Raw genomic sequence first — 14,218 nt, 5'->3', positions numbered from 1 at the left:
CGTCGCACCATGTCACCCCGTGGGTGGGGCTGGACACGATCAGGACAACACAGGGCGTCGCCCGCACGCAGAGAGGAACCGACCATGGACCGACACGACGTCGAAGTCACCGGCCCCGACCGCCTGCTGGCGCCCGAGATGCTCGCGGAATTCCGTCGGTACGCCGCGACGTGGCTGGACGTCGAGCGAACTGTAGCGGGCGACGACATCACGGCACGCCGAACGATCTTCGACGCGGTGGCGGCGCGGATCAGCGGGCCTACGCCGCACGTCGCCACCGTTCGCCGGACCGCTGTGGAGCTGGACGGGCGGGCTGTCGAGCTCAGGTGGTATGTCGATGTCGATCGTCCCGCCGGTACGGTGGTCTTCTTCCACGGCGGCGGCTGGGTCCAGGGCAGCATCGACTCGCACGACACCCTGTGTCGCCACCTCGCCGTCGACTCCGCGTGGCAGATCGTGAGCGTCGGATACTCATTGGCTCCGGAAAACCCCTACCCGGCAGCCCTCGACGAGGGACTTGCGGTACTCGACGCCGTGCGCGCGCGGGCGGACGCCCTCGGAGACGTCGGAACACTGATCGCGGTCGCCGGGGACTCCGCGGGCGGCAACCTTGCCTTGGCCGTCGCGCTCGCCGACCGGGATCGAGGGAGCGGGGTGGACGCGATCGCGCTCGCGTATCCGGTGTGCAGTGACGACTTCGACCGATCCTCGTACCGGGAGTTCGCGGAAGGTTTCGGACTGGATCGCAATACCATGATGGCGTTCTGGGATGCCTACGCCCCGGGTTCCACCAGATCGCAAGGCTACGTGTCGTTTCTCGACGCGGACCTGCGCGAGCTGGGCCCTGTATTCATCCAGTCGGCGCGGATCGACGTGCTATCCGACGAGGTCGAAGCGCTCGCGAAGCGGCTTACCGCCCAGGGCAACCCGGTCACCTACCACGCCGAGCCGGGTGTGATTCACGGATACCTGCGCTATGTCCACTCCGTGCCCCAAGCCCGGGACGCAGTTCGGCGATTCACGCAGTGGCTGACCGAGGTCACCCTCGGACGCCCACTCTCGGAGGAGAGCCGATCGAGAGGGAACCCGACATGAACTCGGATTCGAATGTCGGCGTGCCACACCGATCACCTCACCGTTCGAAGGAGGATCAGCAGATGGTCAATGTGGCCGCAGAGGTGTGGGAGCACGGCCGCACCACACCTGAGCGCGTCGCCGTGCGCTCGCCGCGCCGGATCACTTTCGGCGAGCTACGGGCCGTGAACGCCCGAGTGGCCGGCGCCGTTCGGGATGCGGGGCTCGTTCCGCTGGACCGTGTCCTGTTCATCGCACCGTCGATCCCGGAGTTCGTGGAGATCTACTACGGCCTGCACGCGGCAGGCGTCACCGTCATCACGATGAACACGATGTCGACGATCCCGGAGATCGGCTATGTATTCGACGATTCCGGCGCCGAGCTGGTCATCGCGTGGCACGAGAACGCTGCGAACGCCGCATCCGCTGCCGCTGAGCGCGGTACCCCTTTCTGGGAGATCCGCCCCGGTGCCTCCTTCGACTCGGCGCCGCTCACGAGACCACATGACCACGCACCGGATGACACGGCCTGCATCCTCTACACATCGGGAACATCGGGACGTCCGAAGGGTGCGGAGTTGACGGCGTCGAACCTGCTGGAGACCGCTACGGCGTTCCAGCGCGTTCTGAACCTCCGCGCCGAGGACCGGTACGGCACCGCACTGCCGCTCTTCCACGTGTTCGGGCAGGCCGACTGCTTGAACGCGGCGCTCGTGGCGGGAGCCTCCTTCTCACTGGTCCACCCGTTCGACGCCGCCGCTGTCCTCGAGGTGATGGTGGCGGATCGACTGACCGTCGCCTCCGGTGTACCCACGATGTGGAATGCCATGGTGCAGGTGGACAACGCCTACACCCCTGCCGATTTCGCGCACCTACGTGTCGCGCTGTCGGGAGGGGCGCCGCTGCCCGCCGCGACCCTCCGAGCGTTCCAGGCCCGGTTCGAGTGCACGATCCTCGAAGGTTACGGCCTGACCGAGTCGACGGGCGGGGCAGCGTTCAGCGATGTCAGCCGCCCGACGAAGACGGGCACCGTCGGACCCGCGCTGCCCGGCACCGAGTTGGAGATCCGCGATTCCGATGGTGCCGTCGTCACCGCCGGCGTCACGGGCGAGGTCTTCCTCCGGGGCCCCACCATCATGAAGGGCTACTGGAACCGCCCGGACGTGACCGCGGCCGAGCTCCGCGACGGCTGGCTCCGGACGGGCGACCTGGGCTCACTCGATGATGACGGCTACCTGAACATCGTCGACCGGGTGAAGGACCTGATCATTCGCGGCGGTTACAACGTCTACCCCCGTGAGGTGGAAGAGGTGCTCTACCAGCACCCGTCGATCGTCGAAGTCGCCGTGATCGGCGTTCCCGATGATCACTACGGCGAGGAGATCGCCGCGGTCACGGTGCTCCGCGCGGATGCGGTGGAGACGCCGGAGACGATCCGCGCATGGGCCAAAGAGCGACTGTCCCCGTACAAGGTGCCCCGCTTGTTCTCCTTCGTCGAGGCATTGCCGAAGGGCGGCACGGGCAAGATTCTCAAGCGTGCGATCGACCGAGAGGGATTGCGTCGCAACACAACAGGAGACAGGAAAGCATGAGGGTCGACAACAGTGTCTGCATCGTTACCGGTGCGGGCGGCGGGATCGGCGCGGCGCTGAGCCGGCGGCTGGTCGAGGCGGGCGCCCGCGTCGTGGCGACCGATCTCGACGCCGGGCGGCTGCACTCCGCGGTGGATTCGATCGCGGCCGATCATCCCGGCACCATCGTGGGCCTGGCCGGGGACTGCTCCGCGGACGAACATATCCGGGCGACGATCGCCCTCGCCGAGCACACCTTCGGTGCCTCTGTGGACCTCTACGCGGCGAACGCGGGCGTCAGCATCGGCGCCGATCTCCTCGACTCGTCGGCGGCGGCCTGGCAGACCTCACTCGACGTCAACGTGATGGCTCACGTCCGTGCTGCGGAGCTCCTCGTTCCCGGCTGGCTCGAGCGCGGTGCCGGGCATTTCCTGACCACCGCCTCCGCCGCCGGACTGCTGACCCAGATCGGATCCCCGACGTACTCGGTCACCAAGCACGCCGCGGTCGCCTTCGCCGAGTGGCTGTCGGTCACCTATGGCGCGCGGGGCATCGGCGTCAGCTGTCTGTGCCCGATGGGCGTCGACACCGCCATGCTGGAGAGCGACTCCACGGATGACGGCGCCCAGCAGATGATCAAGGCGGTCACCGAATCGGGGCAGGTCCTCGAGCCGCTCGACGTCGCCGATCTGGTGGTCGCCGCGCTCGGCACCGACGAGTTCCTGATCCTGCCCCACCCCGAGGTGCTGGAGTTCTTCCGCCGCAAGGCCGACGACTACGACAGGTGGCTGCGCGGGATGCGCCGCTACCGGGACTCCCTCGCATGACGAGGCCCGGCCGGACTCGTCCTCGTGCCGTCCTCGTCGACTCGGGCGGCGTCTCGACGACGGGCGAGCTGGAGGTTGCCGACGAGCGTACTGGAAGGCATCTCGAACTCCAGCGAGGAGATCAGCGGCGATCACCGACTGCTGTTTCGGCTTCCTGGTACCGACGATCGCGCCGAGCGTGTCCTGTGCTGTGCACCCGGATGGCGGTCGAGCTGTGGACGGGTGGGCACGGCGGATCGGGCGTCGACACCGCCGCACTCGGCGGCTACCAGGTGCGTCCCGATCTCGGGATCTACCACTCCTCGAAGGCTGCGCTGACGCAGCCGACCCACCTGGCACAGAAGCCGGACAGGGGGATCCGGGTGAACGCGGTCGCGTCCGGCGTGGTCCGGACCGGTGAACCCGAGGACATCGGCGCGGCCGTGGCCTTCCTGGCGAGCCCTCGTTCGTCCCGGATCACCGGCGAAACACTGTTGATCGACGGTGGTCGGATGCTCGGTACGGGAGGCGCGGCATGACCGCGGTGCTCGATCCGGTCGCGCTCGCGCAGTGGATGCGGGCGCAGGGTGCACAGGTCACGGGCGGGCTGTCCGCGGTGCGAGTCGGTCAGGGCCAGTCGAACCTGATCTACCTGCTCACCGACGAGGCCGGAGCACGCTGGATCGCCCGACGACCTCCTCTGGGCGAGCTGCTGGCCTCGGCACACGACGTGGCCCGCGAGTACCGCATCCTCCATGCCCTGCAGGACACCGATGTACCGGTCCCACGCCTCGTCGGACTCTGCGAGGAGGAGGCCGTTGCCGACGTGCCAGTGGTCGTCATGTCGCACGTCGACGGCACTGTCGTCGACCGGATGGACGTCGCCGAGTCCCTGGACCCGACGGTGCGTCGCGCCGTCGGTCTGGGTCTGGTCCGGACGCTGGCGCGAATCCACTCCGTCGACGTCGACACGGTGGGACTCGGCGATCTCGCGTCCCGCTCGCCCTACGCCGAGCGACAGCTTCGGCGCTGGACCCGGCAGTTCGAGGACAGCCGAACGAGGGACCGTCCCGATCTCGAGGCGCTCACCGCGCTCCTCCAGGCGAACATCCCACCGGCCGGCGACCTCTCGCTCGTGCACGGCGACTTCCACGTCTGCAACACCATCGTCGACCCGGCCACCGGTGCACCGAACGCCGTACTGGACTGGGAACTCTCGACGCTGGGCGACCCGATCGCCGATCTCGGAACAACTCTCGCCTACTGGCCGCAGGCCGGCGAGCGGCCGAGCGGAACGTTCGCGGCCCCGACCCTGCCCGGTTTCCCCCGGCGCGAAGAGATGGCGGCGGAATACCTCTCCGCGTCGGGACGTGACGGCGCGAGCCTTGCTTTCTGGCACGTCCTCGGAGTGTGGAAGATCGCGATCATCTGCGACGGGGTTCACCGACGCGTCCTCGACAACCCCGCGAACGCGGCCACAAGTGGCGTACCGACACCGGAGAGCATCCAGGCGACGATCGATCATGCGTGGGAGATAGCGGCCGGCTACGGACTCGCCGAACAGCCGCTGCTGTTCCGCGCCCGAAATGCCTGAACAGCGGGTGGGGTGACACCGCTGGGCGGTGCCACCCCACCCGCTACTTCGACACAGGGCTCAGACGATCCCCCGCGACCGCAGCGCCGCCAGCTCGGCCGCGGATTTTCCGAGCAGACCGGAGTACACCTCGTCGTTGTGCTGCCCCGGCCGCGCCGACCCGGCATTGCGGATGGTCCCCGGGGTCGCCGACAGCACGGGTACCACCCCCGGACCCTTCACATTCCGTTCGATGCGCTCGTCGAAGTGGTCGGCGATCATGCCGCGCGCGTTGAGTTGTGGGTCGGTGACCACCTCGGCGACGGTGTTGATGGGCCCACTGATCACTCCGGCTTCGCCGAGTGTCGCGATGATCTCCCCGGGCTGTCGTTGGGCCGCCCAGTCGCCGATGACGGCGTCGAGTTCGTCCTGGTTGCGGCCGCGTGCGGCGTGGTTCGCGAACCGTTCGTCGGTGGCCAGCTCAGGCCGGTCCATCGCCGCGCAGAGCCGGCGGAAGACCGTGTCCTGGTTGGCCGCGATCACCACCCAGCTTCCGTCGGCGGTGCGGTAGATATTGGACGGCGCGATACCTTCCAGCCGGGTGCCCGACGGGCCGCGGACCACACCGCCGATGTCGTAGTCGGGGATGGTGGACTCTTGGACCGCCAGGCACGCCTCGGTGAGCGCCGCGTCGACGATCTGCCCCTCCCCGGTGACGGTGCGCCGGTACAGCGCCGCCAGCGCGCCCTGAGCGGCGAACATCCCGGCCAGACTGTCGCCGAGGGAGAGCGCGAGCCGTGGCGGCGGGCCGCCCGGGAAACCGTTCATATGGCGCAGGCCGCTGGCCGCTTCGGCCACCGAGGCGTATCCGGCCTTACGGGACTCCGGGCCGGTCTGCCCGTACCCGGACACCCGGACCAGGATGATGCCCCGATTGCGTTCCCGCAGTATGTCGTAGCCGAGGCCCCAGCGTTCCAGCGTGCCGGGCCGCAGGTTCTCCACGATGATGTCGGATCGGGCGGCCAGTTCCAGGAACAGGTCCCGGCCCGCCTCCTCCCGCAGGTTGAGCGTGACGGCTTTCTTGTTGCGCGCGTGCACGGTCCAGAAGAAGTGATGTCCGTCGAGCTCGGCCTGCCCCCAGGTGCGCAGCGGGTCCGGGGAGTCCGGGGGTTCGAGTTTGATCACCTCGGCGCCCATATCACCCAGGAGGCGGCCGGCGAAGGGGCCGGAGATCAGCGTCCCGATCTCGAGTACCCGGATACCGTCGAGAGCACCGGTTGTCGCGGAGTCCATCGCGGCATTATCTCCGGTGGTCATGGGGGCGGGTCCGAGGGGTTGGGCGCGCGGACCGCGCACCGCGCTCCCACGGGGCCGGGGTTCGCGACGGGGTCACGCGGCGGGACCCACATCGCGGGCGCGCAGCCAGCCGTCGACCAGTGCGATCGCCTTCGTCAGCTGCTCCCGCTGATCGGGGCCCAGGTAGTAGTGGTTGGCGCCGGGAATCTCGTGCAATTCCTTGTCCGCTGAGCCCAGGGCCTCGTGGATGCGATGGGCGTGCGAGGGTGTGCACACATTGTCGGCGGCGTTGTAGAGGACCAGGGTGGGGACCTCGATATCCGGGCCGCAGGCCACCGCGTCGCCCCGGGCGTCGTCGATGCTCCACTGCGACAGCCAGCTGCGCAGGGTGGTGAACCGGGCCAGGCCGGACGCACCCGTGTTCACCTCCTGCGGTTCGCCCAGATAGGACTCACCGGGAGTGCGATCGTTGGGGTCGAGGGTGGGGTCGAGGACGGTGGGGTCGGCCATGGTGCCGTGGACGACGAAACAGAACTCGTCCTGCGGCCGGTCCGAGGCCGCGATCGCCGTCAGTTTCTCCTTCACCCAGGCGGTGATGCGCCGGTTCCGGTCCAGCTGGGCCTGCCGGTAGCGGGCGACGAACTCGGGGGTGTAGGGCGGTTGGTGCGGGTTCTCCGGGTTGTAGAGATCCAGTTCCGGGTTGCGCCGCGCCGGGTCGGTCTCGTCGAGGATCGACGGGTCCAGGCATTCGGTGAGTGTGTGATGACGGCTGATATGGGCCGCCATCAGCAGGATGCCGTCGGCCGGGAGCAGGTCGAGGGTGGTGAGGTCGGGCCCGTCGCCGGAGGGACTCGAGGTCACGGTCGGATGCGTGGCCTGCTGCTGGTAGTACACCGACAGTGAGCCGCCGCCGCTCCACCCGGCCAGCACCACCTTGGTGTAGCGAGCCGCTTTTTGGCGTCACGGATACATTCGCCGAGGTCCTGGACCACTTTCTCCATGAGCAGCGCGGCGTCGGCGCCGCGGTAGCGGCTGTTGCAGACGATGACGTGGTGCCCGGCCCGGGCCAGTGCCGTGACGATCGGCAGATAGGTGCCGCTGGAGACGGGGTGCATGAGCACCAGCACCGTGTCGGACGGGAGATCCTTCGGTTTCACCAGGATCGAATCGAGGGTGACCGTTTCGGTGAGACCGCCGTAGGCGTCCCGGGTGCCGGAGGTGTTCGCGTACGCCACCACATACGGGACGCGTTCGACATGATGCGACATCGTATTGCCTGCCTTCGTCTTTCGGTTTCCGCTGAACACCACGCCGGCCGACCGCCGGACAGCGGCCCCGCGATCGGGCGCCGGAACCTTCAGTGCGCGCCGAGATTCGCGGCCCGCACCTCAGGCGAGGGGGTGAGCCGCCGTCGGGTGTCGACCGCGATCGTGGTCCATCCGATATGGGTGATCTCCTCGCGTTTGCGTCGCGCCCGCTCGCGCATCTTCTCCGGTGCGCCGTGGTGGACACCCTGCGGCGCGTGGGAGATCAGCCCCGGCGGCATGGGGATGCCGTACATATCGCCGCCGTGGAAGAACGCGATCTCGTCGTAGTCGGCGTTGCGGTGATACCACGGGATGGTTTCGGTCCCCGGCGCCGATTCGGCCCGCTTCGGCAGGAAGTTCATCACGTACACGCCGGTGGCCTGCATGAACAGATGCACGGTGGCCGGCAGGTGGACGGTATCGGAAAGGATCACGTTGTAGTCGGCGATATTGAATGTGAACGGGAAATTGTCGCCCTGCCAGCCCCCCACGTCGAGCGGATGGTGCCGATAGAACAGGGATGTGGGCCCGCCCTCGTGGATCAACCGCACTTCGTACTCGTCGCGCCCGTCGTCGTCCATGGCCCGAGGGTCGGGGACGATCATCTTGCCCGGGTCGAACGGGAAATGCCGCCCCAGCGGACCGGCCGGCGGGACCCGGAACTCCTCGGTCGCCTCGATCATCAGCCAGGTGGATTCGCTGTCGGGCACCTGCCGGAAGGTGCAGGCCTTCGGGAGATACACCCAGTCGCCCTCGCGATAGCGCAGTGGCCCGAACTCGGTCTCCAGCAGGCCGCTGCCCTTGTGGACGAACGAGAGCAGATCGCCGTCGACGTAGCGCGCGAAGAACGGCATCTCCCGCGCGCGCCGGCTCAGCAGGATCCGGCAGTCGGTATCGGAGAACAGCAGCAGCGGGGAGCCGGCCGGGTCGGTGGAGTCGGTGGGCTTCAGCGTGTCGGCGAGTACGTCGACGGGTGCCAGCGGGCCTTCGGCGCGATAGCCCATCGGCTCGTTGCGCCGATACAGCTGGGCGGTGCGCCCGGTGAATCCGCCGCGGCCCAGTTCATCGTCCTCGAGACCGTCGAGATCAGCGTGCAGCCGGTCGGGAGTGGTGCCTTTTCGCAGGTGCACAAAGGATTCCCCAGCAGTGTCCCGTCCTCGTCGGGCGCGGAGCGGCCGTGGCACCGACCCGGGCCGGCGCGTCGCGATCCCCCACACCGCACAGCGAAGTGATCGGTGTCACCCTCGCAGAGAAATTGATAGCTTTCAATATAATCCGTATCCATGGACGTAGAGGTCGCACCGGAACAACGGGGGCCGCGCAAAGGACGCGGGCGCCCGCCCACCGGCGATTCCCCCGCCTCCGTGGACGAGATCCTCACGGTCGCACTGCGGGTCTTCGCGCGCGACGGATTCGCGGGCGCCTCGGTCGCCGCGATCAACCGGGAGCTCGGGGTGAGCCACAATCTGATTCATCAGCGGTTCGGGTCCAAGGAAGCGTTGTGGTACGCGGTAGTGGACTGGATCTTCACCGATGTCGTCACTCTGCTGCGGATCCGGCCGGACCGCGACGATCTGCCGCCGCTGGAGGAATTCCGCGCCGGCATCATCCGCTTCCTGGAGATCCAGGCCGAATATCCGGATGTGGTGCGGTTGATCAGTATGGAATCGGCCATCGAAGGACCCAGACTGACCTACCTCTACGACCGGCACATCGAACCGATGTCGATGCTGCTCGCCGAACCGCTCGAACCGCTGCTCCGGCAGCGGATCCTGAATCGTGACGACCTCCGCACCCTGCACTTCCTCATCACCAGCGGTGCCACCGCCCCCTTCGCGCAGCTGCCGCTGGCGACCCGGATCGCCCCGGCGGATCCCCTCTCCCCGCGGGCGGTGCGCCGCCACGCGCGCCTGGTCGCCGACACCGTTGTCGCCGGGATAGCGGCCCGGGCAGCTCGGGTGCCGGGCTCGGACGAGGCATCCGGCGACGAATGAGAGCCGAACCGGGTCGTGGCTCGGCGATGGTCGACGAGGCCGAGAGTGTCGCCGAGGAAAACCATCCCGAATCGCTGGACGACGGTCACGGCGACGCGTTCCGGCATATCTACTGGATGCGCGGATGACCCAGGAGTTCGGTCCCGAGTGGACGGAGACATAGGGGACGGCGCATGAGAAGAGCGGTGGTAACCCACCCAACCGCGAGGCGATGGACCTGTTCGACAACCAGATCGGCCGTCGGATCGGGGCCGATAATCCGGACGCATCCCCCGAAGAGTTGCAGCAGATCATCAAGAGCAAGATCGAGAACGGTGAAGTGCTGGTCATGGCGCCCAAGGCCGGTGAGGGCAGTCCGCCGGTGATCACCTGGAGCAACAAGGTGTCCGAAGCCGATACCGAAAGCGCCGCCGGCGTGGAAGTCCCGCTTCCGGGCCACCGTTGAGGAGAAGAATGCGATCATTCGCGACTGTTGTCATCGCCCTCGCTGCGGTCCTGCTGCTACCCGGTTGCTCCGTGGTCGATGGTCTACCGGGGAAGTCGGCGTCTCCGTCCCGAGAACGCACTCGCACCACGGAAGAGCTGGAGAGAATCACCGGAATCACCGGGATGTGCTGGCAGAGCCTGCCCACAAAGGATTCGGGAACCGGGGCGGGTGACGGGCGGCCGGGTACTCGCGCCCACCGGATAGCCGCCTCCTCGGGAGCCCGGCGGGGTCCGACGTCGCAAAGGCCGGGCAGCGTTCGGTTTCCTCGTCGCTCGTGATCTCTGTGTTTCTACGATGCGTCCTGGGATCGCTCGGTGCCCGGGGAATCGGCTCGCCGCGTTAAGCTGGCCCGATGGCGCGGGCGCGTGGTGCCGTTCAGTTGACGGTGGACGACTGGTTGCAGGCCGGCTACACCGTGCTGGCGGAGGAGGGCTTCCGGGCGCTCAAACTGGACGAGATCTGCCGGCGTCTCGGGGTGACCAAAGGCAGTTTCTACCATCACTTCTCCGATATCGCCGCGTTCAAGGACACGCTCGTCACGGCGTGGGGTGGCCGGCGCGATCGGGATCACCAGCGGATGGACGCGCTCGCCGGTGTTCCGCCGCGGGAACGGTTGATCGAGATGATGGGGTTGCTCACCGGTTCCCGGCAGTGGACGCTGGAGCGTGCCATGCGGGAATGGGCGCGTTCGGATCCGCGCGCCGCGGCGAGTGTGCGCGCCGCGGACCGGCGTGCCCGCCGCGCGGTGCGGCGGGCTTTTCTCGATCACGGGTTCGATCCGGAGACCGCGACCCGGCGGGCGGAATGGATGTTCGCGATGGGGATCGGTGCGCTGCATCTGTCGGACGGTGCGCGCCGGGCCCGGACGGGCACCGCGGAGCACGCCGAATTGGTCGATTTCCTGCTGCGTCGCTGAGTGCGGGCGAGCCGCGCGCCGTATTTCGGCAGCCTGCGGGCGACCTGACCGTCCCATTCGTGGACGTGGTAGATGTCGACGTGGTCGGTGCGCAGCTGCCCGGTCCGACGTCGGCCCGCGTCTCCGGTCCGGTCTCCGACCTGTCGGCTCCGGCCACGCGAGCGGTCGATCCCCGTGGTGCCGAGCTGCCACCGCTGCCGGACGCCGGTGGGTGAGACCCGGCGCGGGGAACCGGTTCAGTGCCCGCCGGTCAGATGCCCCGACAACCGCCGGTGCCGTGCCACGGACGCCGAATTCAGGCCCCGGATCTCCACGCGTTTGCCTTTCGCGGCGTACTTCGTGGTGATGGCGTCGAGCGCGGCCACGGTGGAGGCGTCCCAGATATGCGCTTCGGACAGATCGAGCACGATATCGGCCGGGTCGCCGCTGTAGTCGAAGCGGTGGACGAGATCGTTGCTGGAGGCGAAGAACAGTTCGCCGCGCACCTTGTAGACGCGGGTGGTGTCCCCGGGATCCACCGTCACGAGAGGTACGACCTCGGTGAAACGCGCGACCCGGTGCGCGAAGGCGACCATCGCGGTGACGACACCGGTGACCACGCCGTAGGCCAGGTTGTGGGTGACGACGGTGACGGCGACCGTCAGCAGCATGACCGTGGTCTCGGCGATCGGCATCCGCCGCAGCGTCGCGGGGGCCAGCGAATGCCAGTCCATCGCGGTGATCGACACCATGATCATGACCGCCACCAGGGCCGCCATCGGGATCCGGGCGACCAGCCCGCCGAGCCCGACCACCAGGATCAGCAGGAACACTCCCGCCAGGAACGTGGAGATCCGGGTCCGGGCCCCGGCGATCTTCACATTCATCACGGTCTGGCCGATCACCGCGCAGCCGCCCAGACCGCCGAAGAACCCGGTGACGATATTGGCGACTCCCTGACCCCAGCTCTCGCGCGTTTTGTCCGACGGGGTATCGGTGATGTCGTCGACGAGTTTGGCGGTCATCAGTGATTCCAGCAGTCCGACCACCGCCATCGCGAAGGCGTAGGGGGCGATGATCCGCAGCGTCTCGAGGTTCCACGGCACCTCGGGCAGCAGCGGGAGCGGCAGGGCCGAGGGGAGATCACCTTGACCACCGACATCGGGCAGGTGCAGCCCGAACGTCACGGTGACAGCGGTGAGCGCGACGACCGCCACCAGGGGCGCCGGTACCGCGGTGGTGAGCCTGGGGAGTGCTGCGATGATCGCGATCCCCGCCACCACCAGCGGATACACCAGCCACGGCACCCCGATCAACTGGGGGAGTTGCGCAAGGAAGACCAGCATCGCCAGCGAGTTGACCACGCCGACCATCACGCTGCGCGGGACGAACCGCATCAATTTCGCGACGCCCACCACACCGAGCGCGATCTGCAGGACACCGGCCAGGATCACCGTGGCCAGGAGATAGTCCATCCCGTGCTCGCGCACGACCGGCGCGACCACGAACGCCACGGCACCGGTCGCCGCCGAGATCATGGCGCGGCGGCCACCGGTGAACGCGAGGGTGACCGCCATGGTGAACGACGCGAACAACCCCACCCGCGGGTCCACGCCCGCGATAACGGAGAAAGCGATCGCCTCCGGGATCAAGGCCAGCGCCACGACGAGCCCGGCCAGCACTTCGGTACGCAGCAGTTTCGGGCTGCGCAGCGCCGCCACCACCGAGCCGGCGGAATGGTCGGTGCGTACTGCCGTCGCCACGGTGGCTGTCTCCGTTCACTGAGCGAAGCCACGGCCGCACGGCCGCGGGTATCGGGGGAGCCGAGCGGGCGCGGAGGGTCGGGCGCGGACGGAGCCCGGAACCGGCCGTGCTGCCGGACAGCTGTGGTCGGCGAACACTCGGCCCGCAAACTCTACCTCCCCGTCGGGATCGGGTTCCGGCCCGTGTGGTGCGGGGGCCGGTCCGTCGGTGGGCGGGCCGGTCGTCCCGGCGGTCCCCGGAGACCGGGCTTGCCGGGGAGCCCGCTCACAGCGCGGTCCAGCCCCCGCCCGCGACGAGCGCGCCGGTGACGAGCGCGCCGCGACGGAGACGAGGAAAGCGACGATCGCGGCGAACTCCTCGGGACGGCCGACCCGGCCGACGCGGCGCGTGACCAGATCGCCCCCGTCACCGGGCGGTGCGATCACCCGAGCGGAACCGGTCAGCCGATCAGGTCCGCCAGACGATCGACCTGGTCGGGGTCGGAGCCGTAGCAGTACAGCATGACCTCGTCGGCACCGAGGCCGGAGAATTGCTCTATCGCCGTGCGAATCCGGTCCGGTGTGGTGCGCATCCCCGACACCGTGTGCTCGGACCAGTCGGTGAAGGCGTAGTAGGCGCCGATGGCCGCCCGGGCCTCGTCGACGACCGATTGCGGTCCGAGCGCGACATTGATCTGGGCGACGATCCGCGGTTCCCCCCGCCGCCCGTGCTCATGCCAGCACCGGCGGACCGAATCGAACAGCCCTTCACACCATTGCGCCGATGCCGCGGACAGGAACCCGTCACCCCAGCGGGCCACGCGTTCCAGCGCCACGGGCCGGAACCCGCCGAAGAGAATCGGCGGTCCGCCGCGGCGAACCGGTGTCGGCCCGATCGGCCCGCAGTCGTCGCCGAACGGTTCGCCGGACCACAAACCACGCAGTTGCGCGAGTTGCTCGTCCATCCGGCGGCCGCGGGTGTGCAGGTCCACGCCCGCCGCGAGGTGGTCGTCGGCGCGACCGCCGACACCGAGCCCGAGCACCAGCCTGCCGCCGGACATACGGTCCAGCGTGGCGACCTGTTTGGCCAGCAGGGCGGTATCGCGCAGCGGGGCGAGCAGGACCTCGGTCTGTACGTCGATCCGGCTGGTGGCGCCAGCGAGCACCGACAGCGCCACCAGCGGTTCGGGATTGTCGTAGACGAGGCGGTCGAGCAGGCCGAGGGTCGAGAACGGTCCCGCGTCGGCCCGGCGTGCCCAGTCGAGCAGGATGGCGGGGTCGGCGATGGGGAGTCCGAGTCCGATGTGCATGGAATTCCTCCGGGAAAAATGGGTGGGCAAATTACGCCGCCCACTCCATCGCCCGGTTCGTTCGGGCGCGGGCTCCCACTCTGCGGCTGTACTTCCGGGGAGCTCCGATCGGATCACGCCGACTATAGGCGCGAATACGGCCGTCCACAAACAAAAATCCGCC

General features: G+C 68.5%; 14 protein-coding genes and 1 pseudogene. 10 read left to right on the top strand and 5 right to left on the bottom strand.

The window, feature by feature from the left end:
- Positions 1 to 84 precede the first annotated feature (84 nt).
- From ABZV91_RS14945 to ABZV91_RS14925, 5 genes are all read left to right on the top strand, one after another.
- Entirely contained in the window at positions 85 to 1,095 is a 1,011-nt protein-coding gene (locus ABZV91_RS14945; RefSeq protein WP_355240927.1) for an alpha/beta hydrolase, read from the top strand.
- 62 nt (positions 1,096 to 1,157) lie between these two features.
- Positions 1,158 to 2,666: an AMP-binding protein gene (locus ABZV91_RS14940; RefSeq protein WP_355240924.1), complete on the top strand. Its 1,509-nt coding sequence runs from the start codon at positions 1,158 to 1,160 to the stop codon at positions 2,664 to 2,666.
- Positions 2,663 to 3,472, top strand: coding sequence for an SDR family oxidoreductase (locus ABZV91_RS14935; protein WP_355240921.1), 810 nt, complete (start codon positions 2,663 to 2,665; stop codon positions 3,470 to 3,472). The genes ABZV91_RS14940 and ABZV91_RS14935 overlap by 4 nt, the downstream gene beginning before the upstream one ends.
- The gene (locus ABZV91_RS14930; RefSeq protein WP_355240918.1) at positions 3,469 to 3,990 is read left to right on the top strand and encodes an SDR family oxidoreductase; all 522 of its coding nucleotides are present in this window, start codon (positions 3,469 to 3,471) and stop codon (positions 3,988 to 3,990) included. Before ABZV91_RS14935 ends, ABZV91_RS14930 begins: the two co-directional genes overlap by 4 nt.
- A complete protein-coding gene (locus ABZV91_RS14925; protein ID WP_355240915.1) occupies positions 3,987 to 5,045 on the top strand; it encodes a phosphotransferase family protein in 1,059 nt (352 codons plus the stop codon). Before ABZV91_RS14930 ends, ABZV91_RS14925 begins: the two co-directional genes overlap by 4 nt.
- Positions 5,046 to 5,105: 60 nt before the next feature.
- Here the strand turns inward: ABZV91_RS14925 and ABZV91_RS14920 are convergent, their stop codons facing one another.
- From ABZV91_RS14920 to ABZV91_RS14910, 3 genes and pseudogenes are all read right to left on the bottom strand, one after another.
- Entirely contained in the window at positions 5,106 to 6,317 is a 1,212-nt protein-coding gene (locus ABZV91_RS14920; protein ID WP_355240913.1) for a CoA transferase, read from the bottom strand.
- A gap of 96 nt (positions 6,318 to 6,413) precedes the next feature.
- A pseudogene (locus tag ABZV91_RS14915) lies at positions 6,414 to 7,588 on the bottom strand (alpha/beta hydrolase).
- Between the two features lie 89 nt (positions 7,589 to 7,677).
- Positions 7,678 to 8,757 carry a homogentisate 1,2-dioxygenase gene (locus ABZV91_RS14910; RefSeq protein ID WP_355240910.1) on the bottom strand — a complete coding sequence of 360 codons (1,080 nt, stop codon included), beginning with the start codon at positions 8,755 to 8,757 and terminating at the stop codon, positions 7,678 to 7,680.
- Positions 8,758 to 8,910: 153 nt separating this feature from the next.
- On the opposite strand from ABZV91_RS14910, the gene ABZV91_RS14905 reads away from it, so the two are divergent.
- The 5 genes from ABZV91_RS14905 (at position 8,911) to ABZV91_RS14885 (ending at position 11,239) form a co-directional block, all read left to right on the top strand.
- A complete protein-coding gene (locus ABZV91_RS14905) occupies positions 8,911 to 9,621 on the top strand; it encodes a TetR/AcrR family transcriptional regulator (RefSeq protein WP_355240907.1) in 711 nt (236 codons plus the stop codon).
- Positions 9,618 to 9,749, top strand: a complete 132-nt coding sequence (locus ABZV91_RS14900) for a hypothetical protein (RefSeq protein WP_355240904.1) — start codon at positions 9,618 to 9,620, stop codon at positions 9,747 to 9,749. The genes ABZV91_RS14905 and ABZV91_RS14900 overlap by 4 nt, the downstream gene beginning before the upstream one ends.
- 83 nt (positions 9,750 to 9,832) lie before the next feature.
- Complete coding sequence (locus tag ABZV91_RS14895) at positions 9,833 to 10,066, top strand: hypothetical protein (RefSeq protein ID WP_355240901.1); 234 nt, start codon at positions 9,833 to 9,835, stop codon at positions 10,064 to 10,066.
- Between the two features lie 394 nt (positions 10,067 to 10,460).
- Entirely contained in the window at positions 10,461 to 11,024 is a 564-nt protein-coding gene (locus ABZV91_RS14890) for a helix-turn-helix domain-containing protein (RefSeq protein ID WP_355240898.1), read from the top strand.
- Positions 11,025 to 11,083: 59 nt separating this feature from the next.
- The gene (locus ABZV91_RS14885; protein ID WP_355240896.1) at positions 11,084 to 11,239 is read left to right on the top strand and encodes a hypothetical protein; all 156 of its coding nucleotides are present in this window, start codon (positions 11,084 to 11,086) and stop codon (positions 11,237 to 11,239) included.
- Between the two features lie 21 nt (positions 11,240 to 11,260).
- Here ABZV91_RS14885 and ABZV91_RS14880 read toward each other — a convergent pair whose 3' ends face one another.
- Both ABZV91_RS14880 and ABZV91_RS14875 read right to left on the bottom strand, forming a co-directional pair.
- Positions 11,261 to 12,766, bottom strand: a complete 1,506-nt coding sequence (locus ABZV91_RS14880; RefSeq protein ID WP_355240894.1) for a SulP family inorganic anion transporter — start codon at positions 12,764 to 12,766, stop codon at positions 11,261 to 11,263.
- A 440-nt stretch (positions 12,767 to 13,206) separates the two neighbouring features.
- Positions 13,207 to 14,055 (bottom strand): LLM class flavin-dependent oxidoreductase, encoded by an 849-nt coding sequence (locus ABZV91_RS14875; RefSeq protein WP_355240891.1) that lies wholly within the window; start codon positions 14,053 to 14,055, stop codon positions 13,207 to 13,209.
- Between the last annotated feature and the right edge of the window lie 163 nt (positions 14,056 to 14,218).

It is taken from the genome of Nocardia sp. NPDC004568 (genome assembly GCF_040609955.1).
Lineage (GTDB): Bacteria > Actinomycetota > Actinomycetes > Mycobacteriales > Mycobacteriaceae > Nocardia.
The sequence above is the reverse complement of the archived record's forward strand: the minus strand, read 5'-3'. Positions and strand labels throughout refer to the sequence as shown.